The sequence below is a fragment of the Acidaminococcus nyctereutis genome (assembly GCF_052216985.1).
Taxonomy (GTDB): Bacteria; Bacillota; Negativicutes; order Acidaminococcales; family Acidaminococcaceae; genus Acidaminococcus; species Acidaminococcus fermentans_A.
In genome coordinates, this window is record NZ_JBQOUY010000001.1 from 120,308 (window position 1) to 145,870 (window position 25,563).

The window sequence follows — 25,563 nt, forward strand, 5'->3', positions numbered from 1 at the left end:
CAATACCCTGTTCATCTCTCTTTGGTCCGCCGTGCTTTCCACCTTCTTAGGCACGATGTTGGGCTTTTTGATGGCCTATACGGATCTCCGGCATAAGAAAGCCCTGGAACTCCTGATCCTTCTCCCCTTCATCATTCCTTCCTACATCATCACCCTAAGCTGGAGCGGCCTGTTCCTCCAAGACGGCAGGATCAATCTTTTCCTGCGAGGACTGGGCTTTGCAGGGGTCAACCTCTACACCCGGGGCGGGATCCTGTTTGTCCTGGGAATCGTGAATATGCCCGTGGTCTACCTGAGCGTCATCCATTTCCTGCGGAAGGTCCCGGTGGATCTGGACCTGGCCACCCGTTCCTGCGGCTTTTCCAGCTGGGAGACCTGGCGCCGCATAAACTTGAAGGAAGCCCTCCCGGCCACGGCTGATAATTTCTCCTGGGAGAATTTCCAGTTCGTCTTTTCCAGCACTGGGGTGATGGATGCCCTGGAAACCAGCCTGCTGCTGGCTTCGACGGCAGGGGCTATCTGCCTGGTGGCAGGGACGCTGATTGCCTATTGGAAACTGCGCCGGCACAGCCTGGCCGCCCTGCTGGCAGAACGGGGGGGGGGCAGCCCAGGCCTATGCTCTGCCTGGCATCGTCCTGGCCCTGGCAGAAATCTTCCACTGGGTGGAACCCCTGCCCGGCATCAAACCGGGAATCTACGGGACCATGGGGCTCCTTCTCATCGCCTACGTGACCCGGTACATGATCCTCCAAATCAAAGGGAGCACCAACGCCCTCCTGGCCATCAATCCGGAACTGGAAGACGCGGTGCTGGCCTCTGGGAGAGACTGGCGGACTCTTTGGTGCCAGGTGCTGCTGCCCCTTCTGCTGCGGCCTTGTGTGGCCAGCACTGCCCTGATCTTCATTTCCGCCCTGACGGAACTGACCCTCTCCTCCATGCTGGCCAGTGCCGGGACCCGGACCATCGGCCTTGCCATCTTCAATTTCCAGCAGGCCGGGGACTACAACCTGGCCGCCGCCCTTTCCACCCTGATCACGGCACTGATCCTGGGTGGCTATGGGCTCACCTGGCTGGAGAATCTGCATAAGAAAGGAAACCGAAAATATGAGTTTGTATCTGGAACACATCAATCAGCGGTTCGGGAAGACACAGGCGCTTAAAGACATCAGCCTGGAAATCAAGACAGGAGAATTCATCGCCATCCTGGGGCTTTCCGGCTGCGGGAAATCCACCCTGCTGCGGATCATCGGCGGCTTCCTGGAGCCCACCAGCGGCGTTGTCCGTCTGGATCAGCAGGTCTATTCCGGAGAGGGGACCATGGTGCCCGTGGAGAAACGGGATCTGGGCATGGTTTTCCAGTCTTTTGCCCTGTGGCCCCATATGACGGTCCGGCAGCACGTGGAATTCCCCATGAAAAGCCGCCGGCAGAAAGGACTCAGCGAAGAGGAGAAGGAAAAAGCCGTGGAACAGGCCCTGGAAAGCATGGGCCTGACGGAACTGGCCGACCGTTACCCTGGGAAGCTGTCCGGTGGCCAGCGGCAGCGGGTCTCCCTGGCCCGGATGATGGTAGGCCTCCCCTCCCTGATGCTCATGGATGAACCTCTCAGTGCCCTGGATGCCGAACTGAAACTGAGCATGCGCCGGGTGATCCAGGACGTCCACCGTTCCACCGGTTCTACGGTCCTCTATGTGACCCATGACCAAAGTGAGGCCCTGGCCATGGCGGACCGGATCATCGTCATGCAGAAAGGCCGGATCGAACAAATCGGCACACCTCAGGAAATCTACCTCCATCCCCGGACAGAATTCGTTGCGACTTTTGTCAGCAAATGCAACCTGATTCCCGGTGTGTGGATGCCAGATTGTTTCCAGGTAGCCAATACAGATATCATCTATCCTGCCGGAGACATCCCCAGCCTGTTCCGTACCCGTGGATATTATCCCGTCCGGCCGGAACAGTTCCGGATCTCCAGAAGGGAAAAAGGGAGAAAGAAGCAAGATGGAACTTTTGTTCGACCTGCACACCCATACGGTAAGCAGCGGCCATGCCTTCAGTACCCTGAAGGAAAATATCGAAGAAGCCCGGAAAAAAGGACTGCTGGCCCTGGGGACTTCGGACCATACCAGTGCCATGGAAGGAGCCCCCACACCCAAGTTCTTCAGCAACTATCGGGCCATCGGCCGGGAGATTTTGGGGGTCCGGATCTTTCGGGGGGGGGGTGGAAGCCAATGTGATGGATTACTCTGGCAGGCTGGATATGGAAGAAAAACTCCTGCAGGAGATGGATTACGTCATCGCCAGTCTCCATTCCGCCTGCATCCGTCCCGGCACCCAGGAAGAGAACACCGATGCCCTGATTGGCGCCATGGACAATCCCTGAGTCAAGATCATCGGCCACCCAGATGATGACCGGTATCCCCTGGATCTGCCCCGACTGGCCAGGGCCGCTAAAGAGAAAGACATCGTACTAGAAGTGAATAGTGCCTCCGCCTCCGGAAAGACCGGCAGGCTCCATGCGGACCATAACATCCCCCGGCTCCTGGAACTGTGCCGGCAGTATGAGGTCCGGGTCATTGCCGGCAGCGACGCCCATATCTGGTACGATGTAAGGAACTTGTCTCTCGCACGGAACTTCCTGGAAACAGCCCAGTTCCCCGAAGACCTGATCGCCAACACCAGCCTGGACCATTTGGAGTGGGTGGTGAAAAAATAAAAAAAGGGGGGCTGTTGCTCATGCAACAGCCCCCCTTTTTTACTTCCGATCCTTGATTTCTTCCTGGAGTTTGGCGATGAATTCGTCCACGGGCATAGCACCCTGTTCTCCCTTGTCCCGGCTGCGGACGGAAACCGTGCCGCTTTCCACTTCTTTTTCGCCGACGATCAGCATATAGGGAACCTTCTTCATCTGGGCTTCCCGGATCTTGTAGCCGATTTTTTCGTTCCGGTCATCCAGGTGGGCCCGGATCTTCTGGCTTTCCATCTTATCCACGATGGATTTGGCATAGTCGTTGTACTTATCCGTGATGGGCATCACCCGTACCTGTTCCGGAGCCAGCCAAGCCGGGAAGGCGCCGGCGTAGTTCTCGATCAAGATGCCGATGAACCGTTCGATGGATCCATAGACCACCCGGTGGATCATCACAGGACGGTGTTTTTGGCCGTCTTCCCCGGTGTAGGTCAGGTTGAATTTTTCCGGCAGCAGCATATCCAGCTGGATGGTGCCGCACTGCCAGGTCCGGCCGATAGAATCCTTCAGATGGAAGTCGATCTTCGGGCCATAGAAGGCGCCGTCCCCTTCGTTGATGGAATACTTCAGGCCGAAGTCATCCATGGCTTTCCGCAGGGCGTTGGTGGTCATTTCCCAGGTGGCATCGTCCCCCATGGAGTTGTCCGGACGGGTGGACAGTTCTGCATGGTAAGTCAGGCCGAAGGTAGCGTATACTTCGTCGAACAGACGGATGGTCTCTTGGATCACGTCTTCGATCTGGTTGGGCATCATGAAGATGTGAGCATCGTCCTGGGTGAAGCAACGGACCCGGAACAGGCCGTGGAGAGCGCCGGACAGTTCATGCCGGTGTACCAGGCCCAGTTCGCCTACCCGCAGAGGCAGTTCCTTGTAGGAATGGGGTTCGTTGGCATAGACCAGCATACCGCCCGGGCAGTTCATGGGTTTAATGGCGTAATCTTCCCCATCGATCTGGGTGAAGTACATGTTTTCTTTATAATGATCCCAGTGGCCGGAAGTTTCCCACAGCTGCCGGTTCATGATCATGGGGGTCATGACTTCCTGGTAGCCATATCTGCGATGGACTTCTCTCCAGTAGTCGATCAGGGTGTTCCGGATGATCATGCCGTTGGGCAGGAAGAAGGGGAACCCGGGGCCATAATCACTGAGCATGAAGAGACCCAATTGTTTGCCCAGTTTCCGGTGGTCGCGTTTTTCTGCTTCTTCCATCATGTGCAAGTAGGCTTCCAGGTCTTCCTTGCTGGCAAAAGCCGTGCCGTAGATCCGCTGGAGCATCTTGTTGTGTTCATCGCCCCGCCAGTAGGCACCGGCGATGCTCATGAGCTTGAAAGCCTTCACCCGGCCGGTGGACGGGCAATGAGGGCCGGCGCACAGGTCCGTGAAGTCCCCCTGGGTATAGGTGCTGATCACAGCATTTTCCGGCAGGTCTTCGATCAATTCCACTTTATACGGTTCATTTTCTGCCTTGAATTTGGCCAGGGCTTCCGCTCTGGGCAGTTCCTTCCGCACCAGGGGATAGTTGGCTTTGATGATCTTGCTCATTTCCTTTTCGATGGCCCGGAGATCTTCCGGCGTGAACACGTGGTCGCTGTCCAGGTCGTAGTAGAAGCCTTTTTCAATGGCCGGCCCGATGGCGAATTTGGTGCCCGGGAACAGGTGCTGGATGGCCTGGGCCATCACATGGGAAGCCGTATGGCGGATGGCATGGAGCCCTTCTTCGCTGTCCGGAGTCACGAATTCCACTTGGGCATCATGATCCAGCACATCGCTCAGGTCTTTGTTTTCCCCATCTACTTTGGCCAGGAGAGCGGTCTTCCCCAGTTTCTGGTTCAGGCTCTTGGCAATGGACAGCAGAGAGCTGCCAGCTTCGAATTCTTTCACGCTGCCATCGGGCAGACTGACTTTGATGTTGGACATAACTATTTCCTCCTTATATTCCCTGCAAGATCAGGACGGACATAGAAAAAGACCCGTCCCACAAAGGGACGGGCCATAAGCTCGCGGTTCCACCCTCATTGACCCGGAAATCCGGATCCTCTCGGCATCCTTTAACGCAGGACATACGATCTTGCCTACTTGGTTCAGCAGATGGCTCAAAGGTGGTTGGCTGTCATTCGTCTCCAGGCCCTTCTCAGCTGCCGGGCTTCTCTGTACCGTATCCTTGACAGGTTGTCCTTGTCATCACCATGGGTTCTTTGAAATTGTTTACATTATACCACCGGCAAAAACTTTGTCAAGGAAAATTTCCCCAAGATCGGTACATTTCAGGCTCCCGCCAGGAAGGTCCCCAGAGAGTCCTCTTACAGCGTCACTTCCCTTGATAGCTTTCCAGATCCTTCTTCCAGGACGCATCGGTCCTCCGGCCTCCCTGGCGCAGGAACTGGACCGTTTCCCCCACCGTTCTGTAAGCCATCCCGCTGCCCTTGGCGTCACTCACATAATTGGCTGCGTCATTGGCTTCCATGCCCATTTTGGCCGCTTCCGCCACCGCATCCATATTGGCTCCCAGGAACAGGAACTCCCAGCCGGCCTCTTTGCACTGAGCGATCAGTTTCCGTACCCGGCCCAGGGTGTACTCCCTGCTGGCATTTTCCATCCCGTCAGTGATCACCACCACAATGGTCCGCTCCGGCCGGTAGGCAGGGACCAGCCGACGCTGATTTTCCCGCACCCGGCGCAGGGTCCTGCCCAGGGCATCCAAAAGCGCCGTACATCCTTCTGGCTCATAATCCCGGCCCGTCAGGGAACGCACCCCTTTCACCGGACAGCGGTCATGGAGCACCTGGATGTCATCGGAAAACAGCACCGTAGTCAGGACGGCTTCCCCTTCCATAGCCTGCTGTTTTTCCAGGAACCCGTTGAAACCGCCCAGTGTCTCCTTTTCTAACCCACTCATAGATCCGCTCTTATCCAGGATGCAAACCAATTCTGCAAAATCTTTCATGATGAAGACCTCCTTGTTTTCTGCTGGTTCCAGTGTAACAGAAACAGGAGGTCTTCGGGTCGCCTGGCAGGCGACATTTACAGCTCAGGCTGGCCGTATCGGAACAGGGCTGCATTGATGGTGTAGATATCGTATTGGCCCTTCTCCAGGAAATACCGGACGATCACATCCGTTTCCCGGCTGGAAGAGAGGGCATAGCCGGCGCTTTCCAGGAACTTCTGGGTTTCTTCCACCGTCAGATGGAGAGCCACTGCCAGGGCCAGGACCGTTTTCTTTTTGGGCTGATACCCCCGGTTGCTGCGGATCTTGGAGAACAGCTTCCGGTCCATATTGGCCCGTTTGTACACTTCCACATCCCCATAATGCTTTTGGTCGATGAGCCGGAAGAGCTGCTGGCTGAAACTTTCCGCCAGGTGGTTCACATCGTCTTCCAGAGAGCGGGAAGCCTCGGAAGCCATGGCATGTTCCAGAGACAGCGCCTGGAAAGCCTGGATAACCGTTTCCGTCTGCCGTCTCCCCCTGCTTTCCGGCTGGCAGTAGATGTGGACATAGTGTTCCAGTCCCTTTTCCAGCTTTTCACCCAGCTCTACGGCGCTCCGGTCCAGGAGGGCCAGATAGACCTCCATTTCTTCATGGTCTTCCAGGAACCGGGTGATGGCTTCCCGGGCGACCAGGAGGGCTGCTCTTTTGGGATAGCCGAAGATGCCGGAAGAAATCAAGGGAAAGGCGATGGAACGGCAATGGGCTTCCCAGGCCAGACTCAGCGCAGAGCGGTAGCAGCTGGCCAGGAGGGCTGCTTCACCCTGGTTCCCGCCCTGCCAGATAGGCCCTACCGTATGGATGATGTACCGGGCGGGGAGTCCATAACTGCCGGTGAGCACCGACTGTCCAGCAGGACAGGGAGCCTTGGCCAGGCATTCTTTCTGGAGCCCCTCTGCCCGGCTGCCTGCTGCCCGGAAGATGGCTCCGCACACCCCGCTTCCCGCCAAAAGCTGGGAATTGGCCGCATTGACAATGGCGTCCGTATCCAATTTTGTGATATCTGCATGAATCAGATGGAATGGCATATCTCTCTTCCCTCTTTACTCGTTATTCGTTACGCTGCCTGCTTCTTACGGCAGCCCTGGGAAACTGGTCACGTACTTGATCCGGATATCCGGGAAGCTGGTGACGAACTGGATGGTGAAGTCTTCGCCGTATTCCACGAATTGCCATTCCCCGATTTCCGATGGGAAATGATCCACCACTTTCACCTTCAGATCCGGGAAGCTGGTGACCACCTGCACTTTGATATCCGGGTTATATTCCACCACCCGTACCTTGCCGGCCAGCCGGATACCCTTAAAGGTCCCGTCATCCCGGACCGCCGAAGAAGCCAGGGCGGCAGAAGCCCAGAACAGGCAGGCGATACAAGCCAGCAGCACCAGCAGTTTCCTCGTAGTCTTTTCCATCTCTCTCCCTCCTCTGCTGCGTGAATTTTCTGTCCTTATGGTCCCATTATACCATGGATGCAAAAAAATACCCACCAGGCTTTCCGTCTGGTGGGTCAACGGCATTAGAGGACTCTTGCCGCTCCGATATAGTGTGCGCCCCAATATCCGCTGAACACATTGGATACGGTGACACCGGTGCTGCTCCCTGCCTGGAGCATCTGGCCGTTGCCGATGTAGATGCCGCAGTGGGAAGGTCCCGGTTCGTAAGTTTCAAAGAAGACCAGATCGCCTGGTTCCAGCTCGCTGGAAGAGACTTTCGGGTACGCATAGTATTGGGCATCTGCCGTCCGGGGGATTTCGATCCCCATCTGCCGGAATACGTATTGGGTATATCCGGAACAGTCAAAGCCCCAAGGAGTGGTCCCTCCGAATACGTAAGGCACCCCCACATAATCATAGGCCGTACTGATCAGTGCTCTGGCCGTACTGCTGCCATATCCATAGCTGCTACCATAACTCCGGTTGGAATTCAATCTGCGGCGGGAAGGCATTTCCTTGCCCATGAGCTTTTTGTAGGTGAAGTTCCCGATTACACCGTCCGCTGCCAGGCCCATGCTGGCCTGATACTTCTTCACAGCCGCTACGGTCCGGGCTCCATACACCCCATCCGGGATCCCGATATCGTAGCCTTCCATCAGGAGCTGTTCCTGGATGGCCGCTACTTCCGGGCCTGACTGACCTTGTTTGAAACTGGCAAAAACGTTCTGCACAGGTAATGCGACTGCTGCGGTGGTAGCCGCTGCCAGCACTACGCCAAGCATGATCCTCCTAAATATAATAAACACATCCTCTCGATTACGCCTACGAAGTTAGCTGCCGGGTGCGGGTCGAGATGCCCTATTCCGAAGAAATTAACCCCACTTTGGTTCCCCCGTTCACATTGCTGTGATTCGGCTTTTTTTATTTAGTTTTGCCGTTTTTTATTATAACAATTCTCTTATTGTCTGTCTATTCCCTGTTACCACTTTTCACGATATGTTCACGAATGATATACAAAGGTCTTTGCTTCACTTCGTCGAAGATCCGGCCCACATATTCTCCCACGATGCCGATGCCGATCAGCTCCACGCCACCCAGGAAGAACTCTGCTGCGGCCAAGGTGGTCCAGCCGGGCACCGCATCCTGGACGATATATTTCACATAAATGACATGACCGATCAGGAGGATGCTCCCTAGCCCGGCAATGCAACCCACATATAAGGCCAGGCGCAGAGGGACCCGGGAAAAAGCCGTGATCCCGTCCAGGGCGAACCGGAGCATCTTCCGCAGATTGAACTTGGAATGGCCGGCGAACCGGGGCGGTGCCACAAATTCCAGGGTGGTATACCGGAACCCCAGGTTGTTCACCATGCCCCGGATGAACCGGGCCCGTTCCCGGAACCGGTTCAGCGCATCTACGGCTTTCCGGTCCATGAGCCGGAAATCGCTGCCACCGGGGGTGATCCGGACTTCGCTCATGGAATTGATCAGTTTGTAATATAAGCGGGACGTTATGCTCTTGAACCAGGTAGCATCTTCCGTGGACTTCCGGACGGTCTGGACGATTTCATAGCCTTTTTCCCATTTCTCCAGCAGTTCAGGAATCATTTCCGGAGGATGCTGGAGATCCCCATCCATGGAAATCACCGCATCCCCGGCAGACTGGTCCAGGCCGCAGGTGAGAGCCAGCTGATGGCCGAAATTCCGGGCGAACACATAACCCTGGACATGGGGATCTTTTCCCGCCAGTTCTCGGATCAAAGAAGCAGTCCGATCTTTGGAACCATCGTCAATGAACAGGATCTCATAATCGTAGGACAAAGGCGCCATTACTTGCGTAAGGCGCCTGTAGAATTCACGGATATTTTCCTCTTCATTGAAGACGGGCACGACAAAAGAAATCTTTTTCATGCAGCGTCTTCTCCTTTGTTACAACACGGCCAAGGCTTCTTCGTAGGCACTTTTGGGTTCTACCCCCACAAAGCGCTGGGTTTCTTTGCAAGCCTTGAACAGGACCACCGTAGGGATGGCCGAAACACCGAACCGCATGGCTACATCCGGTACCTGGTCCACATCCAGTTTGGCGAACTGGACTTCTGGATGTTCCGCCGCCAGTTCTTCGATGACCGGGGCCAGCATCCGGCAGGGACCGCACCAGGTGGCCCAGAAGTCCACCAGCACCGGTTTCTCGCTGCCCTGCACCAGTTTGTCAAAAGCCGCTGCACTGCCAATCTGTATCATATCCATGGTATCTCCTCCTCTGTGCCTCCGGCACAAGGTTCTCTGTCAGGTTGTGAGTGCTCAGTAAGCCGAGTTCTGTCTAGGATAATCATTTATCTAGCCCTGCAGTTGCCTGCAGGTTCAAGCGACGCTACCCGGAAGGATCAGCGGGCCGCTTCATCCCTTCCCTATTTGGTCTTGCTCCGGATGGGGTTTACCAAGCCGATCAATCACTTGACCGCTGGTGCGCTCTTACCGCACCGTTTCATCCTTACCGGCAAGCCGGCGGTTTGTTTTCTGTGGCACTTTCCTTAGGGTCGCCCCCACTGGACGTTATCCAGCATCCTGCCCTGCGGAGCTCGGACTTTCCTCATCAGCCATTGGCTGCCGCGATTATCTTTTGCACTCACATCTTGAAATCATATCATAGGATCGAGAATCCGTCAAACCTTCCACAGATACCGCTGCAGCATCTTGTCATATTCCCAGCTGCCGCTGCGTTCTTTCTGATGGAACTGGTTCATGATGGAATCTACTTCATCGGCATAGTGGACGATGAAGGCTTCCTTGGTGACGCAGACCACTGGAGAGCCCTTTTCCTGGTCCCCGTGATGGGACAGGATGATATGGAGGAGCTTCTCCCGTTTTTCCGCTGTCAGTTCCGGGATCTTCCTCCCAGCCCGATCCACGGCCATGGCTCCGATGGAGATATGGCCCATGAGACGGCCTTCTGTGGTATAGGGGAAACCCAGATCCGAAGAGATTTCCCGGATCTTCCCCAGATCGTGGAGCAGAGCCCCGGCGATCACCAAGTCCAGGTCCACCTGTCCGATGGCGCTGCTCATGGCCACGGCCAGCCGGGTGACACACACCGTATGGTGCAGCAGTCCTCCGGCATAGGCATGGTGCAGGCGCATCCCTGCTGGATTCTTGCAGAACTGCCGGTAAGTTTCCCCGGAAAAGACCGTCTCCACCAGTTTCCGCAGCCCCTCATCACCGATCCGGCCGATGAAGGTGTGGAATTCTTCCTCATATTTCGCCAGGTCGATATGGCCGCTGGGCAAAAGGCAGGACAGATCATCTGCCTCCGTGACGGATTGGACCTTTTGGACGATGATCTGGTAAGCCATGGTGGTGGAATATTTGTTCAGTTCCACTTTCCCCCCGATGATATACGGAGAGGGAGCTTCCATGGTCCGCAGCCGTCCGATGGGGCCTGCTTCGAAACAAATGAAGGGGATGCAGCCGCTGTTGTCTTCCAGCAGCCCCTTGGCATAGGCCTTGCCATTGGAAGAAGTGCCCACTTTTTGGAGTCGGACCAGGCAAGGCTGTTCCATGGCATTCCCCAACTGCAAATCCTTGATCATTGCAATCGCTCCCTTAGACCGTCTGGAGGATCCGGTCTTCTTCGGCCCGAATCACTTCGAAATGACGGCCGGATTCTTCGCACCAGACCTTCAGGACTTCTTCCAGTTTGTCGATGACGGGAGATTCTGTCAGCTGATGGGTGCCGTCTACCACATTGAGTCCCAGGTTCAGGGCCTTTTGGGCTACATGGTATTTCAAGTCGCCGGTCACCAGGGTATCGGCACCAGCCGCCAGGGCATCTTCCATGAAATCAGCTCCGCTGCCACCTACCACGGCCACTTTGTACACAGGTTCTTCCCCTCCTGCATAGGTCAGGTGTTCCGCCCCCAGATCGTCCCGGACTTTGGCCGCGAAATCCTTCAGAGCCATGGGTTCTTCCAGGACCCCGATCCGGGCCAGTCCCTGTTCCGGGCAATCCTTCCGGGGGATCTCCGTCACATCTTCCAGGCCCAGGCGGGCCGCCAGCACATCGTTGACCCCGCCTTTGGCGGCATCCAGGTTGGTATGGGCTGCATACAGGGCGATGTCGTGTTTGATCAGTTCATAGAGCACTTCCATCTTCGTATCTGTCACCGCCAAAGTCTTAGGCAAGCTGAAATAATAGGGATGATGGGTGATGATGAGATCACATTCCTGTTCGATGGCCTGTTCTGCCACTTCGGGGCTCAGGTCCAAGGCCACCATGATCTTATGGACGTGCTGGGCCAAGTGCCCTAAAAGCAGGCCGGGATTGTCCCAGCTTTCCGCATAAGCCACCGGAGCCAGTTCATTCATGAACAGGCAGATGTCCGTTACGGTGGTTTCTTTCGTTTCCATTTCTTCCGTTTCCACGTGCAATCGCCTCCAGTTGTTTCCAAAGGGTTTGGTATTCCTCATACTGCCGGCTGGCCCGGGCTCGCTCACTGCGTCCCATCTGTTCCAGCAGGCCATGGAGCTTCTTTTTCCGTTCTGCCAGCAAGTCCTCCAGGAGAGGATGGTGCCGCTGGATCAGATCGCTGCCGATCTCATAGCAGGTGCTGGGGTAGCGCCAGCCAGGTGAAGGTTCTAAGTGCAGCAGTTCGTACAGCCGTTTCCCCTCCCGGGCCAATTCTTCCCGGACGATGGCCCAGCCGTTGTCTTCCGCCCAATGCCGGAGACGGCAGGCATCGCTCATGGGCTGCAGGATCAGGTGCCGGAACCCCGGATGCTGCCACACAGTCGGTGCTTCTGCCAGGATCTGGAGCATGGTTCCCGCTCCCATCCCGGCCATCACGGCTGCTTCCGCCTCGCCCGGTGCCACCACCGTCAGGCCGCTGCCCTGCCGCACCGTGATCCGGTCTTCCAGGTGGAACGCCCGGACCGTATGCCGGGCCGCTTCACAGGGCCCAGGGACCACATCGCCGGCAATGGCCTGCTGGATTTTCCCCTGTTGGAGGAGCAGGACCGGCAGATAGGCATGATCGGACCCTACATCTACCAAAGTCTGGCAAGGGGGAACCAGGGACGCCACAGCCTCCAGACGCATACCGAAATTCATCGTGCCACTCCTTCTGATTCCCATTCCAAGATGAACTTCCGGGCATCATCCAGACTGGTCACATCCCGCCAGCCGAAGCACCGGAGTCTCTCACACAGGCAGAACGCAGTCCGGTACTTTCGGATCAAGGCCCGGGCCTGGCGGACGATTTCCCGGCCCACCGGGCTGTTGCAGTAGCTCTTCATAGCTGCTTCCAGGAGGGAACGGTCTTTCCAGCTTTTTTCCCGGAAACAGCTGTGGACGAACAGGAACAGATCCAGGACCCGGGGATCGGCTTCGATGAACCGCTTTTCATTTTCCCAGTCCAGGAAAGTGATCCGGTCGTTTTCCTTATCGTAAGCGATATCCCGCAGGGCCGGACGGCCATGATGGAGACCGGCCTGGTGCAGCCGGGCCAGCCCTTCTCCGGCTTTCTGGAACGCCCGGACCCGGCAGTCCGCCCAGGGAGCTTCCTTGGCGACCCCCTGGAGGGTCTTGCCCACTGCCTTCATGACAAAATAGCCATCCTGGAGCAGGACGATTTCCGGTGCCAGGGGAAAATACTGGTTCACCGTCATAATTTTATAGACTTCGCACCAGAAAGCCGCCTCCACGCTCTGTTTGGCAAAGGCATTCCGGTGGTTGGACACTTTCCGTTTGATGAACAGGGCCTGGTCCCGGTACAGGAACGGCAGGACCCGTTTCTCCGGCTGGAGGGCGATGGCCTTCTCCACCGCCTGCTGCAGATCCAGATCGATCAAATGGCCTGCGCCTCCTTTCTCAACGGGATCTCAGGGTACTGATCAGCTTCCTGGCTGCCAGGATCTTCCCCGGTGCCATGCTCAGCTCATCCACCCCCATGGCCACAAAGCTGGGGATCAGGGTCGGATCCGCTGCCGCTTCCCCACAGATGCCCACCCAGCAGCCTGCTGCGTGGCCATTTTCGATGGTCAGCCGGATCAGACGCAACACAGCCTTGTGGCTGGCCTGTCCCAAATCTTCCAGGCTGGCATTCTGCCGGTCCACCGCCAGGGTATACTGGACCAGGTCGTTGGTCCCGATGCTGAAGAAATCCACTTCCTGGGCCAGTTCATCACTGATCAGGGCCGCCGCTGGAGTTTCTACCATGATCCCCACTTCCAGTTCCTCATCGAAGGGGATCCCTTCTTCCCGGAGCCGGGCTTTGGCTGCTTCCAGCAGCTTCTTCGCCGCCCGGACTTCTTCTGCTGAGATGATCATGGGGAACATCACCGCTACTTCTCCGTAAGCGGAAGCCCGCAGGATGGCCCGCAGCTGGGTATAGAAGATCTCCGGACGCTTCAGGCAGATCCGGATGGCCCGGAAGCCCAATGCCGGGTTCTCTTCTTCCGGCAGATGGAAATACTCCACCTTTTTGTCCGCCCCGATATCCAGGGTCCGGATGATCAGCTTCCGGCCCTCTAATTCCTGGGCCGCAGTGCAATAGGCTTCGAACAGTTCTTCTTCCGTGGGATAATCTTCCCGGCCCAGATACAGGAATTCACTGCGGAAGAGGCCGATCCCTTCCCCATCGTTCTGGAGGACCAGATCCACATCTTCCGGCTGGCCGATATTCCCATAAAGAGCGATGGTCCGGCCGTCAGCTGTACAGGTGGGCTTTCCCCGATACTGTTCCAGGGCGTCTTCTGCCGCCCGGTGCTGCTGCTGTTTTTCCTTCAGGGCTTCCAGCACCTGGGGTTCCGGATCCAGATAAAAGACGCCGGCGCCTCCATCGATGGCTCCCAGGGTCCCGTTCCAATCCTCTGACAGCACTTTTTCCGTATGGACCACCGCCGGGATCTTCATGGTCCGGGCCAGGATGGCCATATGGGAATTGGCACTGCCGCCGCTGGTCACAAAGCCCAGGATCAGGGATTTATCCAGCTGCAGGGTTTCACTGGGGGTCAGATCATCGGCACAGATGATGGAAGGCCGGGTCAAAAGTTCCGTCCAGTTCCGTCCCTCGGCAGACAAGGCCTCTTCCAGCTGGCCGCAGATGGCCCGCACATCGGCCCCCCGGGCCTGCATATATTCATCGTCCATGGCTTCCAGCATGGCTGCGAACTGGCTCCCTGCTTCCCGGACAGCAGCTTCCGCTGTGAAATGCTCTCCCTGAATCAATCCTTCGATGGCTTCGCACAGATCCGGATCCTGGACCATCAGCTGGTGGACTTCAAAGATCCCGGCTTCCTCTTCTCCTACTTGTTCCCGGGCTTTTTCCTTCAGGTTCTCCAGGATCTGGAGGACCTGCTGCTGGGCAATCTGGAACCGTTTCAGCTCCTGCTGGGGATCCAGGCAGGTGTCCAGCTGGAGTTCCGTTTTCCGTCCAGCTGGTTTCACCAGGATGGGGCCAGCTGCCACACCGGCGGAAGCCCCTTTTCCTTCCACGAACTTCATGGATATCCCCCTTTTACAGATTGGCTTTCAGGAAGGCTTCCAGGGCAGCCGCCGCTTCTTTTTCATCGGGGCCTTCCACGGACACCGTGAGTTCCATGCCGGCTTTGATGCCCATGCCCATGAGAGAGAAGATCCGTTTCAGATCACCAGTCTTGCCATTTCCGGCCACGCTGCATTTGGACTGGAATTTAGCTGCTTCCTTCACCAGCATGCCGGCAGGACGGGCGTGGATCCCCTGAGGATCTTGGATCGTATACGTAAATTGAATCATGGAAATTCCTCCTTATAGTTGTAACTTATTTTTCATTATACCATAAAAAGACAGGGCCGGAAAACGCCAATCCCTACCGGTCTTTCTTCAGCAGTCCCAGCAGCACGGCTCCTACTGCCGTCCCCGCAGCCAGGGACAGGAGGTACATGGGCCAGTTGTGCACCACACCCAGGACGAAGATGCCTCCATGGGGTGCCGGGATGGTGCAGCCGAACACCATGGAAAGGGCGCCGGCCACAGCTGCTCCGATGGCACAGGCCGGAATCACTCGGGAGGGATCTTCCGCCGCAAAGGGGATGGCCCCTTCTGTGATGAAGCTGAGGCCCATGATGAAATTGGTCAGGGAAGAGCTCCGCTGCTGGACCGTAAACTTCTTCGGGAAGAGCCGGCAAGCCACGGCAAGGGCCAGAGGCGGCACCATGCCTCCGATCATCACAGAAGCCATGAAGGGGGAAGAAACAGCCTGGCCGTCAGCTCCGGCCAAAGAGGCAGTCCCGAACACGTAGGCCGCCTTGTTGAGGGGGCCCCCGAAATCGATGCTCATCATACCACCCAGCACCAGCCCCAGCAGCACTTTGCTCCCGCCGCTCATAGCCGTCAGGCTACCGTTGACCCAATGGTTCACGGCTCCCATCACCGGGTTGATGAAAAAAACCATCAGGGCTCCCATGATCATCAGCCCCAGGACCGGGTAGAGCAGGATGGGTTTCAGGTTTTCCAGGGATTCCGGCAGGAAAGACAGGCACCGTTTCAGGGCCAAGATCAGGTAACCGCCTACAAAGCCCCCTGCCAGGGCTCCAAAGAAGCCGCTGCCTCCGTTGGCTGCCATGGCCCCTGCCAAAAAGCCTACCAAAAGGCCTGGACGGTCCGCGATGCTGGCAGCGATGAAGCCGGCCAGCATGGGCATCATGAAGCTGAAAGCCATCCCGCCCACATTCTTGAAGAAAGCAGCCAGAGGTGTACTGGAACCGAATTGGGCTGTCCCAGCCGCTCCCATATCGGACAGGAAGGCCAGGGCGATCAGGAGCCCGCCCCCGATGACGAAGGGCAGCATATGGGACACCCCGTTCATCAGGTGCTTATAGGCTTTCCGGGCCTGGCTCTCTTCTGCCCTATCGCCTCCTGCTGGGGCGGCATCCCTTTCTCCCGGATAGAGGGGAGCCTGGCCGCTCAGGGCTTCATCCAGCAGGGCATCCGCCTTATTGATGCCATCCGCCACTTTCACGATGACTACGGGTTTGCCCTTGAACCGATCCATGGGCACGTATTTGTCCGCTGCCACGATGATCCCCGTGGCACCAGCGATATCTTCGGCGGTCAGGGCATTCTTGACCCCGCTCTGGCCGTTGGTTTCTACTTTGATGGAGATTCCCCGTTTGGCGGCATGCTGTTCCAGGCTCTCGGCTGCCATGTAGGTATGGGCGATCCCGGTGGGACAGGCAGTGACGGCCAGCACCTGATATCCTTTAGGAGGTTCTCCTTCTGCTGCAGCCGTTTCTTGTGCCGGCTGTCCCTCCCCGGTTTCTTCCGGGAACTTCTCCCTTTCCGCCTTCCCGATCAGATCATACAAACCATCCACACTGTCCACCGCCATGATCCCGTCGATGAAGTCCGGGTCCATGAGCAGGGTGGACAAACGGCTGAGCACATCCAGATGCACATTGTCCTGGGTATCCGGAGCAGCGATCAGGAAGAACAGCTTGGCCGGCTGGCCGTCCAAAGAATCGAATTCCACCCCGTCGGCACACCGCATGAAGGCCAGGCCCGGCCGGGTCACGGCAGATGTCTTGGCATGGGGGATGGCCACCCCTTCCCCCACTCCGGTGCTGCCCTCTTCTTCCCGAGCAAAGACCTTTTTCCGGTATTCTTCCGGGTCCGCGATGTTCCCCTGTTTCACCATGAGCTGGATCAGTTTCTCCAGTGCTTCCTGTTTGTTAGCTGCGGAAGCGAACAGCTCCACGCTTTCCCGTTTCAAAAGATCTGTGATCTGCATGTCATTTCCCCTTTATCAATTCTTCAATAGATTCTCTCTCAGCCAGATGCATGGTGAAGGCTGTTGCGCTGCCGGCACAGATCCCCCAGTGGAGGGCCTCTCCATAGTCCTTATGCTGGAGATAGCCGGCCAGGAATCCGGCCACCATGCTGTCCCCCGCGCCCACCGTGTTCACCATGGTCCCTTGGGGTGCCTGGCGGCGGCTGGTCTTTCCGTTCTCGTCCACCAGCAGGGCCCCCTGGCCCCCCAAGCTGATCAATACATTCCGGGCTCCCTGCTGCTGAAGTTCCCTGGCGCCCTGGACCAGATCTTCTTCGGTAGGCAGTTCCCGCCCCAGCAGTTCTTCCAGTTCCTCCCCATTTGGTTTCACCAGGAAGGGATGGGCCCCCAGTGCCTCGCCCAGGAGTTTCCCAGTGGCATCCACCACACAGGGGATGTCCCGCTGGGTCATGGCAGCTGCCAGCTCTCCATAAAGAGAAGGAGCGCAGCCACTGGGGCCGCTGCCGGATAGCACCAGCATATCCCCATCGGTGAGCCCTTCCAGCTGGGACCGGAGCCGGTCCAGGTCCCTGGCAGTGACTTCCGGTCCTTTACCGTTCAGGGCCGTCTCTTCTTCTGCCCGGATCTTCACGTTGATCCGGGAAAATCCTTTTTCTATGGCCAAAAAGCTGCAGGGGATCCCCTGTTCCTCTACCAGGCGCTGGATCTCGTCCCCAGTGAAGCCAGCCTTGAAGCCCAGGATCCGGGTAGGGACTCCCAGGTTCTGGAGCACCCAGGATACGTTGATGCCCTTGCCCCCGGGGAAAATCTCTTCTTCCCGGGTCCGATTGATGGCTCCCGCCTGGAGCTGGGGCAGGGTCACAACATAATCCAATGAAGGATTGAAGGTAATGGTATAGATCATGACAGATTCCTTTCTCTTCCCGTTTTCTTCACAGATCCCTGAAGTTACCAATTTGGATGCCCTGATCCCGGACAAACTCCAGGATATCTGGATCCGTGGCTGCAGCCAGTTCGGCCTCGAAATCATGGTCCCATTGGGTGGCAGGGATCAGGATCTCATTGCTGGTACCCGGGTGGAGCATCACTTCCGTGGTGCCGTCCTTCAAGTTCAGCAGGATGGTCCGCAGGGCATTTTTGTCCACGGCTTCTCCCGCTACAATGCCTCCGAAACGGTCCGAGGTACGGATACCTGCAGCCTGGGCCTTCTTCCGGGCCCGTTCTGCCAGCACATGGAGTCCCATCCGTCCCACCTGTTCTCCCAGGTTAGACACCCGAGTCGCTCCCAGGCTCACCTGGATGGCCGGGATCCGGAGGGCCGGGATGCCATGATCCAGGCAGAGGTCCAGGATCACGTCGATGATCCCGGGCAGCACATGCATATGCTGGTGACTGTCCGCGTGGGTAGGCACCAGTCCCGTATCCAGGAAACGGTCCAATTGCGCTGTACATTCCCGCCGGACATCCTGGAGCCGGATCTTCCCCTGGAGGAAACGTTTGACGAAGGCCCCATGATCCGGAACCAGCTCCCCTGTCCGTGGATCCACCAGGGAAGGGATCTCGGATGGAGGCAGTACCGGTTTGGCATTGACCAGGGTGAAATGGATCCCCATCCCCAATCCTGGCATCCGGCGGGCCAAAGCTATTGCATCAGCAAATGCGGAACCGGTGACCATGACCGTAGCGGACCGGATCAGGCCCTGTTCCACGCCCTGGGCCACAGCCCGGTCGATCAGAGGATGCCGTCCGAAATCATCGGCATTGATGATCAGTTGTTTGGACATGGCAATCATCCTTTCCAAAAATAAGACAGCCAGTGAAGGCCAGAATGATAAAAGTTGTGACCATTTATTATATCAAATAGAAAAAGGAATTTGTAGGGAAATCTAGGCTCAGGAGGGACAGAGTCCGCTGTCTGCCATTCAGACAGTCCTGTCCGCTCCCCTTTGGGTCCTATCTTGTCCATTCGTTGACATCCACCCCTGCTTTTGCTACACTGACAGTGTTTTATCGGAAAGGAGTTTTCCCATGAACCGTACTCTCTCGCCCCGGGCGATGGTGTTCATCGCCGTCCTAGGGGCTTTGTCTTCTCTTTTGATGGCCTTTGAATTTCCCCTGCCTTTTGCTCCAGCCTATATGAAGTTCGAGATCTCTGACCTGCCGGCGCTGTTTGCTGGTTTCTTCCTCGGCCCTGCAGCTGGCGCCTTGACAGAGCTGCTGAAGATCCTGATCAAACTGGTCCTGGTCGGCAGCTCTTCCGCCTTCGTGGGGGAAGGGATGAACCTGCTGTGCGCCCTGGCCTATGTGCTGCCCTGCACGGTATCCTACCACTGGCACCGGACCCGGAAAGGCGCCTTAAACGCCCTGGTGCTTGGGAGTTTGGCGGCCAGCGTCTTTGCGGTAGCGGCCAACCGGTTTTTGGCCATTCCCCTGTATGTAAAGCTGTACAAGATCCCTCTGGCCACCATCTTGAAGATGGCCAGTGCCGCCAATCCCCTGGTCCACAGCCTGACGGATTTCCTGCTGCTGACAGTGCTGCCCTTCAATCTGCTGAAGTACGGGGTCGTATCCTGGATCACCTACCTGATCTACAAGAAAGCCAGCCTGGCACTGACAGAGATTTTGAAGAAATAGGATAATGGCTGATAGCACAGTATTTTCAGTATCCTGTATACATTCTCGGCTGAACTTCCAGCGTAAACAAAAGCATGTTACAATGATAAGAAAAGAAAGAAATTTGTTCCAATTTGAGTAAGGAGGTTCTGGAATGATTGAAAGACGGACCGTAGGCATCGTCGGAGTCGGCCATGTAGGGCCCATGTGGCTTATTCCCTGGGGATGATGGGCGTGGCAGACGAGATCCTGCTCTGTGATAGCGATGAAAAGAAAGTCGCCAGTGAATGCAATGATTTGAATGATGCCGTCCCTTTCATGCCCAATCGGGTGGTTTACCGCTCTTCTGATTATGCCGGCCTGAAAGACTGTGAGATCATCGTCAATGCGGTAGGAGACATTTCCCTCTGCCGGAATTTCAACCGGGATGACGAACTGAAGAACAGCGTGATCCAGGTATCCGACTTCATCCCGAAGATCATGGATTCTGGCTTCAACGGGATCTTCGTCAACATCACCAATCCCTGTGATCTGATCACCTGCGAGATTGCCAGCCTGTCCGGCCTTCCCCGGTCCCAGGTAATGGGCACGGGTACCCTGCTGGATTCGGCACGGCTCTGCCACGCCCTCAGCGATGCCACCGGTCTTGACAGCCGCAGCTTCAACGCTTTTATGATCGGCCAGCATGGCAATGCCCAGTTCGTTCCCTGGTCCCTGATCCGTTTCTCTGGCATGACTGTGGACCAGTACGAAAAGGAAAGCGGACGGCCCTTTGACCGTTCCAAGATCCAGGAGCAGACCATCAAGGGGGGCTGGGTCACGGTTTCCGGCAAATGGTGTACGGAGTATGGGATAGCGGTGGCAGCGGCCACTCTGATACGGACCATCCTCCGGGATGAAAAACGGGTGCTCCCCTGTTCAGTAGAACTGGACGGGGAATATGGCCAGCAGGACCTGTTCATCGGTGTGCCGGCCGTGATCGGCAAGGAAGGGGTGGAAAAAGTCCTGGACTTGCCCCTGACCCCGGAAGAACAACAGCAGTTCGCCCAATGCGCAGCGGCCATCCGGGAAAATGTGGCCAAAGCATACGATGTGATCTTGAAAGAGAAGGGGGTGTGAATTTTTTCACACCCCCGGTCACTGGTCTCATGTCACTGGTCACTGGCCGATGGAAAGAACCCGTGGCTGACGAGTTCTTTCGAATAAAAAATAGGACTATGCTTTTCTTTTAATCCGTTGCTTGTCTAGAGTTTTTCTAGAGAAGCAGGGACAAGCTAAAAGCGCGTCCGAGCCAGCATCATACAATGAAAGGCAGCCGCAACCCGGCTGCCTTCCATCGGCGTATGACGTATGACAGGCTGTTGCGCATGCAACAGCCTCTTTTCTTTTTGCTGCTTATCCAAAGAACACGGTGATCAGATCTTCCAATGCCTTTTGGTCGGCAGCGCCCATGGTTTCCCGGGCGCTATGCATGGCCAAAAGGGCCACGCCGATATCCATGGTCCGGATGGGAGTCAGGGCCGAGGCCATGGACCCCAGGGTGGATCCGCCCTTGATGTCGCTGCGGTTCACGAACAGCTGGCAGGGAATCTCATTGGCGGCACAGAGGCCCTTCACAATGGCCACCGCTTCCGCATCCCCGGCATAGGACTGGCTGCAGGCCTGTTTCAGCACCACCCCTTTGCCCAGGAGAGGCTTGTTGGTGATGTCGCATTTGTCCGTGTAATTGGGATGGAGGGCATGGGCCACGTCCACGCTGAGCATGAAGCCATTGGCCATATCTTGGTACAGGGCTTCTTCCGTCAGCCCCAGTTTGGCATAGATCCGGTGGAGCAGGTTGTTCAGCACCAGGGAATCCGCTCCCTGTTTGGTATTGCTGCCCACTTCCTCATTGTCGAACAGGCAGGCCACATGGAGGCCTTCCGTGCCCTTGCCGTTGATGATACCCTTCAGGCAGCCCATGCAGGAAGTCAGGTTGTCCAGCCGGCCGGAGGAGATGAATTCGTCCTGCAGCCCGAAGGTGCAACCTTCTTCCACCGGATAGGCGGACAGTTCAAAGGACAGGATGTCTTCCGGTTCCACCTGGAGCTCTTTGGCCAGGAAGTTGGTGAAGAAGTGCTTGTCCGCCGGGTCTTCTCCCAGCATGGTGGCCAGCGGCAGCACATCTTTCTGTTTATTCCATTTATACCCGTCATTCACTTCCCGGTTCATGTGGATGGCCAGGCTGGACATGCTCATGAGAGGCCGTTTGAAATCCACCAAGTGAGTCTCAGGTCGGAAAGGATCCTCAGTCCGGGTAACGATCTTCCCGGCCAGGGACAGGGGGCGATCCATCCAGGTAGACACGATCATGCCGCCATATCCTTCCACGTTTAGGGTGCCGTAGCCCTGGGTGTTGACTTCGGCCGCCGGTTTCAGCCGGAAGCAGGGAAAATCCGTATGGGCGGCTGCGATCTTCAGTCCCCGGGATCCCGCCTTGCCGGTGCGGAAGGCAAACAGGGATGAATCGAAGCAGGTGACAAAATATTTGCTGTCCGGGTTCAGGGTCCAATCCTCTCCCAGGGACAGTTCAGCAAAGCCGTTGGCCAGCAGCAAGTCACGGCTAGCCGCCACCGTATGGTACGGGGACGTGCTCTTGTGGATCAGGTTCAGTAATTCTTTCGTGGTTTGATTCATGGTGACACCTCCTGGGGCCATTGTATCATAAGATACAAAATTATTCAAAAATTGTTTTATTTAACTAGCCAACTAAGATCGGTACATGGTATAATGTCCCTATCATAGCAAAAGGAGGCATTCCAATCAATGGACAACCAAGAAAAAACACAAAATGGCAGCAACAAAGTACTCACCTGGCAGGCGTTGGGACTGATGACCTTCACCTCCGTATGGGGGTTCGGGAACATCGTCAACGGCTATGCCAACCAGGGTCTCAAGGCCGTAGTCTCCTGGATCCTGATGTTCTCCCTCTATTTCATCCCCTACGTACTCATGGTAGGTGAGATGGGCTCCACCTTTAAAGACAGCAAAGGCGGCGTCTCCTCCTGGATCCGCTCCACCTCCGGAGCCAAACTGGCCTATTTCGCCGGCTGGACCTACTGGATCGTCCACATGCCCTATTTGGCCCAGAAGCCCCAGAACATGCTCATCGCTTTCGGCTGGGCCGTATTCCAGAACGGGAGCCTGACCAAGATGATCTCTCCTCTTGTCCTCCAGTCCATTGCTCTTGTGATTTTCTTTTTCTTCCTATGGTACGCCTCCAAAGGAGTCAATGCCCTGAAACGGATCGGGGCCCTGGCCGGGAGCTTCATGTTCGTCATGAGCATCCTGTATATCCTGCTGGCCCTGGCAGCTCCTCACCTGACCACTGCCAAGACCTTCACCTACAGCCTCAACTGGGATACCCTGATGCCCACCTTCGATTTCGACTACATGACCACCCTGGGCATCCTGGTCTTCGCCGTAGGCGGCTGCGAACGGCTGAGCCCCTACGTGAACAACCTGCAGAAGCCTTCTTCAGAATACCCCAGATCCATGATCTTCATGGCCACCATGGTGGCGGTCACCGCCCTGTTGGGGACCTTTGCCATGGGACTGATGTTCGACCCTACCAACATCCCCAAGGACCTGATGATGAACGGGGCCTACTACAGCTTCTCCAAGCTGGGTGAATACTACGGCATCGGCCAGACCTTCGTGATCATCTACGCCATCTGCAATACCCTGGGACAGGCGGCCACCCTGGCCATTTCCATCGACGCTCCCATCAAGATCCTGCTGGCGGACGTGGATCCCCAGTTCGTTCCCAAAGTGTTCACCAAAATGAATGCCAAGGGCGTGCCGGTCACCGGTTACAAATTGACCGCCGTGCTGGTCTCCATCCTGCTGATCGTCCCGGCTCTGGGGATCGGAGACATGACCAGCCTGTACAACTGGCTGATCCGTCTGAACGCGGTGTGCATGCCGCTCCGGTACCTGTGGGTGTTCTTCGCCTACATGATGCTGAAGAAACAGGCAGACAAGTATGTGCCGGAATACCAGTTCGTTAAGAACCGGGGGCTGGGCATGCTGGCCGGGTTCTGGTGCTTCGCCTTCACCGCTTTTGCCTGCATCATGGGGATGTTCCCCCGGGGGGTCCAGAGCGGTACGGACACCTGGTACTTCCAGTTCGCCATGAACATCCTGACGCCACTGGTCCTGATTGGCATCGGATTCATCCTGCCGGAACTGGCGAAAAAGGAAAGGGCATAAAAACGAGGGGGTGTGAAAAAAATGATTCTTCATTTTTTCACACCCCCTTTTCATCCCTGCCTGATGGTCGCCAGTTTGCCTGCGGCCTGGATCACACGGACAAAGGCGGGAGGCACTTCTCCCGGCTGCAGTGCCTGTCCGATCAGCCGGCCCAGGATCACCCCTTTATTGCTGTAGAGCCAGGCAAAATAATAGACCCAGACCGACCCCTTGTGAGGCTTTGCCTTATACAGAGGCCCTGGCGGGAAATCCTGGGGATCCAGCTGGAGCTTGTGGCAGGCTTTTTTCAGCATATCGTAGCTGGTCCGTCCGGCTGATCCATAGACCCCATGGATGATCCGGTCCAAGGCGGCCCGTTTTCCCTGCTGCAGCATGGTCCGGGCCAGATCCATTTCAAAACAGACCCCATCGGTGAAATAGACCCCATGCTCTTTCAGATGGGCTTCTTTTACATCCGCATCATACAAAGCCACCACCGGGATCTTGAAATATTCCAGCAGTTTCTTGATCTTGGCAATGGAACTCTCTCCCCGGGCGTTGATGAGACAGATGCCATAATAGTCAAAAGGGATGCCCACCGTCTTTCCGAAAAGCTGGAAACAGCCATATTCCGTTTCCCCTTCTACCAAGATCACGCTCCGGGCGTAAAGGGCTTCCTTCACTTCCGGGAAATGCATGATCAAATGCTTCTCGATTTCCCGGCCTACGTGGAAACTAGATCCGCAGGCCGCTTTGACCGATCCCTTAGGATCCCGGTACAGCCGGAGGATGTTCCGGTAGTCATCGATCAGGGAGTCTGTGGAATGGGTGACCACGAACAGCTGCCCACGGAGCCCGTCCAGGCCGAACAGGTCCTTCAGCAGGGCACAGAACTGGGGATCTTCATTATGGAGCAGCTGCTGGTAGTATTGGAGGATGGAACGCTGCATGTACGGGTGGAGATGGATCTCCGGTTCGTCGATGGAGATGATCAGAGGCAGGAACCGCCGGCCTCGGCCATCTGTGATAATATTATGTTCCAACGGCACCACCAGACTGTGGGCCATCAGATAGACCTGGGTGATCACCCGCAGGGCTGCCAGGGAGACGAATTTCAGATTGTCCGCCCGATGCCGGTTGCTGCGGCACAGGATCCGGGACAGATAGAAGATACATTCATAATAGGAAGAATCGTAATATCCTACATTGACTTCGTGCTGGATGTATCGCTGTTCCTCCGGCGGAACCGTGCTGCAGTGGCTGGCTTCCCACTGGGAGAGGGATTTTTCCAGAGCCCGATAGACCTGGGGCCGCACGGACTGATCATCCCGGCTGATGGCAGAATAGCTGACGTACCGCAGCCGGCGGATGTATTCCAGAGGGAGTTCTTCATTGGTATCTGCATTGTAGAGATGGGGACAGATGTCCGTCACCTTCATTTCCAGACGTACCCGGATCTCCTGGAGATGATCTGCTGGAGCATCGGCAAAATATTCTTCCTCCCCTTCCAGGAGATGGAGGGCCAGGGTGATCCGGATGGGCTGTTTGGGATCATGATAGTCGATCTCAGGAAGGGTCCAGGCACTGGCCATATAGGAAAGGAGCCGCAGGAAGCCGCTTTTGCCGATATCATTTTCCCCTACCAGGTAATTGGCCAGAGGATGGAAGGCCATGGTGATATCTTTGAAATTCCGATAATTCTGGATACGCATATGGGTTATATACATGTACACACCTCCCGTCCACAGCATAACAGGTTTTCACAGAATTGCAAAGAGCTTTTGTGGTACAATAC

At 56.4% G+C, this 25,563-nt stretch carries 25 protein-coding genes, 1 other RNA gene, 2 pseudogenes and 1 riboswitch; of the genes and pseudogenes, 8 read left to right on the forward strand and 20 right to left on the reverse strand.

Going from position 1 to position 25,563, the window contains the following annotated elements:
* Window positions 1–55: 55 nt before the first annotated feature.
* Window positions 56–154 (forward strand): annotated as a pseudogene (locus ACTUHY_RS00640) (hypothetical protein); the annotation flags it as partial.
* A gap of 134 nt (window positions 155–288) precedes the next feature.
* On the opposite strand, the gene ACTUHY_RS00645 reads toward ACTUHY_RS00640, so the two are convergent.
* On the reverse strand, window positions 289–462 hold the full coding sequence (locus ACTUHY_RS00645) for a hypothetical protein (RefSeq protein WP_442826193.1): 174 nt from the start codon (window positions 460–462) through the stop codon (window positions 289–291).
* A gap of 80 nt (window positions 463–542) precedes the next feature.
* Between ACTUHY_RS00645 and ACTUHY_RS00650 the strand changes: the two genes are divergently transcribed.
* The 4 genes from ACTUHY_RS00650 (at window position 543) to ACTUHY_RS00665 (ending at window position 2,714) form a co-directional block, all read left to right on the forward strand.
* Window positions 543–1,160: an ABC transporter permease gene (locus ACTUHY_RS00650; protein WP_442826194.1), complete on the forward strand. Its 618-nt coding sequence runs from the start codon at window positions 543–545 to the stop codon at window positions 1,158–1,160.
* Window positions 1,105–2,235 (forward strand): ABC transporter ATP-binding protein, encoded by a 1,131-nt coding sequence (locus tag ACTUHY_RS00655; RefSeq protein ID WP_442826195.1) that lies wholly within the window; start codon window positions 1,105–1,107, stop codon window positions 2,233–2,235. The genes ACTUHY_RS00650 and ACTUHY_RS00655 overlap by 56 nt, the downstream gene beginning before the upstream one ends.
* Entirely contained in the window at window positions 2,232–2,381 is a 150-nt protein-coding gene (locus ACTUHY_RS00660; protein ID WP_442826196.1) for a PHP domain-containing protein, read from the forward strand. Before ACTUHY_RS00655 ends, ACTUHY_RS00660 begins: the two co-directional genes overlap by 4 nt.
* 93 nt (window positions 2,382–2,474) lie before the next feature.
* Complete coding sequence (locus ACTUHY_RS00665; protein WP_442826197.1) at window positions 2,475–2,714, forward strand: PHP domain-containing protein; 240 nt, start codon at window positions 2,475–2,477, stop codon at window positions 2,712–2,714.
* A gap of 39 nt (window positions 2,715–2,753) precedes the next feature.
* Here the strand turns inward: ACTUHY_RS00665 and thrS are convergent, their stop codons facing one another.
* The 17 genes from thrS to ACTUHY_RS00750 all read right to left on the reverse strand — a co-directional run bounded on the left by thrS (window position 2,754) and on the right by ACTUHY_RS00750 (window position 18,709).
* Window positions 2,754–4,664, reverse strand: coding sequence for a threonine--tRNA ligase (gene thrS, locus ACTUHY_RS00670; protein ID WP_442826198.1), 1,911 nt, complete (start codon window positions 4,662–4,664; stop codon window positions 2,754–2,756).
* A gap of 391 nt (window positions 4,665–5,055) precedes the next feature.
* The gene (locus ACTUHY_RS00675; RefSeq protein WP_442826199.1) at window positions 5,056–5,691 is read right to left on the reverse strand and encodes a vWA domain-containing protein; all 636 of its coding nucleotides are present in this window, start codon (window positions 5,689–5,691) and stop codon (window positions 5,056–5,058) included.
* A 77-nt stretch (window positions 5,692–5,768) separates the two neighbouring features.
* On the reverse strand, window positions 5,769–6,758 hold the full coding sequence (locus tag ACTUHY_RS00680) for a macro domain-containing protein (protein ID WP_442826200.1): 990 nt from the start codon (window positions 6,756–6,758) through the stop codon (window positions 5,769–5,771).
* 45 nt (window positions 6,759–6,803) lie between these two features.
* On the reverse strand, window positions 6,804–7,142 hold the full coding sequence (locus ACTUHY_RS00685; protein WP_442826201.1) for a 7(1) septoil knot domain-containing protein: 339 nt from the start codon (window positions 7,140–7,142) through the stop codon (window positions 6,804–6,806).
* A gap of 104 nt (window positions 7,143–7,246) precedes the next feature.
* Window positions 7,247–7,945: a C40 family peptidase gene (locus ACTUHY_RS00690; RefSeq protein ID WP_442826202.1), complete on the reverse strand. Its 699-nt coding sequence runs from the start codon at window positions 7,943–7,945 to the stop codon at window positions 7,247–7,249.
* 22 nt (window positions 7,946–7,967) lie between these two features.
* A riboswitch (cyclic di-AMP (ydaO/yuaA leader) is annotated at window positions 7,968–8,090 on the reverse strand.
* A 42-nt stretch (window positions 8,091–8,132) separates the two neighbouring features.
* Window positions 8,133–9,074, reverse strand: a complete 942-nt coding sequence (locus tag ACTUHY_RS00695; protein ID WP_442826203.1) for a glycosyltransferase family 2 protein — start codon at window positions 9,072–9,074, stop codon at window positions 8,133–8,135.
* A gap of 18 nt (window positions 9,075–9,092) precedes the next feature.
* Window positions 9,093–9,410 carry a thioredoxin gene (gene trxA / locus ACTUHY_RS00700; RefSeq protein ID WP_442826204.1) on the reverse strand — a complete coding sequence of 106 codons (318 nt, stop codon included), beginning with the start codon at window positions 9,408–9,410 and terminating at the stop codon, window positions 9,093–9,095.
* Window positions 9,411–9,451: 41 nt separating this feature from the next.
* Window positions 9,452–9,794: RNase P RNA component class A (gene rnpB, locus ACTUHY_RS00705), an RNA gene on the reverse strand.
* Window positions 9,795–9,826: 32 nt separating this feature from the next.
* Complete coding sequence (locus tag ACTUHY_RS00710) at window positions 9,827–10,750, reverse strand: 3'-5' exoribonuclease YhaM family protein (RefSeq protein WP_442826205.1); 924 nt, start codon at window positions 10,748–10,750, stop codon at window positions 9,827–9,829.
* Window positions 10,751–10,763: 13 nt separating this feature from the next.
* On the reverse strand, window positions 10,764–11,582 hold the full coding sequence (locus tag ACTUHY_RS00715) for a Nif3-like dinuclear metal center hexameric protein (protein WP_442826206.1): 819 nt from the start codon (window positions 11,580–11,582) through the stop codon (window positions 10,764–10,766).
* A complete protein-coding gene (locus ACTUHY_RS00720) occupies window positions 11,518–12,267 on the reverse strand; it encodes a tRNA (adenine(22)-N(1))-methyltransferase (RefSeq protein WP_442826207.1) in 750 nt (249 codons plus the stop codon). Before ACTUHY_RS00720 ends, ACTUHY_RS00715 begins: the two co-directional genes overlap by 65 nt.
* Window positions 12,264–13,007, reverse strand: a complete 744-nt coding sequence (locus ACTUHY_RS00725) for a BUD32 family EKC/KEOPS complex subunit (RefSeq protein WP_442826208.1) — start codon at window positions 13,005–13,007, stop codon at window positions 12,264–12,266. Before ACTUHY_RS00725 ends, ACTUHY_RS00720 begins: the two co-directional genes overlap by 4 nt.
* Window positions 13,008–13,026: 19 nt before the next feature.
* On the reverse strand, window positions 13,027–14,661 hold the full coding sequence (gene ptsP, locus ACTUHY_RS00730; RefSeq protein ID WP_442826209.1) for a phosphoenolpyruvate--protein phosphotransferase: 1,635 nt from the start codon (window positions 14,659–14,661) through the stop codon (window positions 13,027–13,029).
* A gap of 13 nt (window positions 14,662–14,674) precedes the next feature.
* Complete coding sequence (locus ACTUHY_RS00735) at window positions 14,675–14,932, reverse strand: HPr family phosphocarrier protein (protein ID WP_012938187.1); 258 nt, start codon at window positions 14,930–14,932, stop codon at window positions 14,675–14,677.
* 73 nt (window positions 14,933–15,005) lie between these two features.
* Window positions 15,006–16,925, reverse strand: coding sequence for a PTS fructose transporter subunit IIABC (locus ACTUHY_RS00740; protein ID WP_442826210.1), 1,920 nt, complete (start codon window positions 16,923–16,925; stop codon window positions 15,006–15,008).
* Between the two features lies 1 nt (window position 16,926).
* Window positions 16,927–17,829 carry a 1-phosphofructokinase gene (gene pfkB, locus ACTUHY_RS00745; protein ID WP_442826211.1) on the reverse strand — a complete coding sequence of 301 codons (903 nt, stop codon included), beginning with the start codon at window positions 17,827–17,829 and terminating at the stop codon, window positions 16,927–16,929.
* Between the two features lie 28 nt (window positions 17,830–17,857).
* Window positions 17,858–18,709 carry a ChbG/HpnK family deacetylase gene (locus tag ACTUHY_RS00750; RefSeq protein ID WP_442826212.1) on the reverse strand — a complete coding sequence of 284 codons (852 nt, stop codon included), beginning with the start codon at window positions 18,707–18,709 and terminating at the stop codon, window positions 17,858–17,860.
* A 244-nt stretch (window positions 18,710–18,953) separates the two neighbouring features.
* On the opposite strand from ACTUHY_RS00750, the gene ACTUHY_RS00755 reads away from it, so the two are divergent.
* Window positions 18,954–19,559 carry an ECF transporter S component gene (locus ACTUHY_RS00755; protein WP_442826213.1) on the forward strand — a complete coding sequence of 202 codons (606 nt, stop codon included), beginning with the start codon at window positions 18,954–18,956 and terminating at the stop codon, window positions 19,557–19,559.
* Between the two features lie 133 nt (window positions 19,560–19,692).
* A pseudogene (locus ACTUHY_RS00760) lies at window positions 19,693–20,657 on the forward strand (lactate/malate family dehydrogenase).
* Between the two features lie 276 nt (window positions 20,658–20,933).
* Here the strand turns inward: ACTUHY_RS00760 and ACTUHY_RS00765 are convergent.
* Window positions 20,934–22,214: a M18 family aminopeptidase gene (locus tag ACTUHY_RS00765; RefSeq protein ID WP_442826214.1), complete on the reverse strand. Its 1,281-nt coding sequence runs from the start codon at window positions 22,212–22,214 to the stop codon at window positions 20,934–20,936.
* 129 nt (window positions 22,215–22,343) lie between these two features.
* Here ACTUHY_RS00765 and ACTUHY_RS00770 point away from each other — a divergent pair, with 129 nt between their 5' ends.
* On the forward strand, window positions 22,344–23,789 hold the full coding sequence (locus tag ACTUHY_RS00770; protein ID WP_442826215.1) for an amino acid permease: 1,446 nt from the start codon (window positions 22,344–22,346) through the stop codon (window positions 23,787–23,789).
* Between the two features lie 50 nt (window positions 23,790–23,839).
* Here the strand turns inward: ACTUHY_RS00770 and ACTUHY_RS00775 are convergent, their stop codons facing one another.
* A complete protein-coding gene (locus ACTUHY_RS00775; RefSeq protein WP_442826216.1) occupies window positions 23,840–25,495 on the reverse strand; it encodes an ATP-dependent nuclease in 1,656 nt (551 codons plus the stop codon).
* Window positions 25,496–25,563: the final 68 nt, after the last annotated feature.

What these genes read in the sequence shown, in the direction of transcription:
- ACTUHY_RS00755 (WP_442826213.1), top strand. Translation starts at nt 18,954, where the DNA reads ATGAACCGTACTCTCTCGCCCCGGGCGATGGTGTTCATCGCCGTCCTA.
- ptsP (WP_442826209.1), bottom strand. Translation starts at nt 14,661, where the DNA reads ATGAAGTTCGTGGAAGGAAAAGGGGCTTCCGCCGGTGTGGCAGCTGGC.
- pfkB (WP_442826211.1), bottom strand. Translation starts at nt 17,829, where the DNA reads ATGATCTATACCATTACCTTCAATCCTTCATTGGATTATGTTGTGACC.
- ACTUHY_RS00740 (WP_442826210.1), bottom strand. Translation starts at nt 16,925, where the DNA reads ATGCAGATCACAGATCTTTTGAAACGGGAAAGCGTGGAGCTGTTCGCT.
- ACTUHY_RS00680 (WP_442826200.1), bottom strand. Translation starts at nt 6,758, where the DNA reads ATGCCATTCCATCTGATTCATGCAGATATCACAAAATTGGATACGGAC.
- ACTUHY_RS00655 (WP_442826195.1), top strand. Translation starts at nt 1,105, where the DNA reads ATGAGTTTGTATCTGGAACACATCAATCAGCGGTTCGGGAAGACACAG.
- trxA (WP_442826204.1), bottom strand. Translation starts at nt 9,410, where the DNA reads ATGGATATGATACAGATTGGCAGTGCAGCGGCTTTTGACAAACTGGTG.
- ACTUHY_RS00765 (WP_442826214.1), bottom strand. Translation starts at nt 22,214, where the DNA reads ATGAATCAAACCACGAAAGAATTACTGAACCTGATCCACAAGAGCACG.
- ACTUHY_RS00695 (WP_442826203.1), bottom strand. Translation starts at nt 9,074, where the DNA reads ATGAAAAAGATTTCTTTTGTCGTGCCCGTCTTCAATGAAGAGGAAAAT.
- ACTUHY_RS00720 (WP_442826207.1), bottom strand. Translation starts at nt 12,267, where the DNA reads ATGAATTTCGGTATGCGTCTGGAGGCTGTGGCGTCCCTGGTTCCCCCT.
- ACTUHY_RS00750 (WP_442826212.1), bottom strand. Translation starts at nt 18,709, where the DNA reads ATGTCCAAACAACTGATCATCAATGCCGATGATTTCGGACGGCATCCT.
- ACTUHY_RS00770 (WP_442826215.1), top strand. Translation starts at nt 22,344, where the DNA reads ATGGACAACCAAGAAAAAACACAAAATGGCAGCAACAAAGTACTCACC.
- ACTUHY_RS00735 (WP_012938187.1), bottom strand. Translation starts at nt 14,932, where the DNA reads ATGATTCAATTTACGTATACGATCCAAGATCCTCAGGGGATCCACGCC.
- thrS (WP_442826198.1), bottom strand. Translation starts at nt 4,664, where the DNA reads ATGTCCAACATCAAAGTCAGTCTGCCCGATGGCAGCGTGAAAGAATTC.
- ACTUHY_RS00685 (WP_442826201.1), bottom strand. Translation starts at nt 7,142, where the DNA reads ATGGAAAAGACTACGAGGAAACTGCTGGTGCTGCTGGCTTGTATCGCC.
- ACTUHY_RS00675 (WP_442826199.1), bottom strand. Translation starts at nt 5,691, where the DNA reads ATGAAAGATTTTGCAGAATTGGTTTGCATCCTGGATAAGAGCGGATCT.
- ACTUHY_RS00690 (WP_442826202.1), bottom strand. Translation starts at nt 7,945, where the DNA reads ATGCTTGGCGTAGTGCTGGCAGCGGCTACCACCGCAGCAGTCGCATTA.
- ACTUHY_RS00775 (WP_442826216.1), bottom strand. Translation starts at nt 25,495, where the DNA reads ATGTATATAACCCATATGCGTATCCAGAATTATCGGAATTTCAAAGAT.
- ACTUHY_RS00710 (WP_442826205.1), bottom strand. Translation starts at nt 10,750, where the DNA reads ATGATCAAGGATTTGCAGTTGGGGAATGCCATGGAACAGCCTTGCCTG.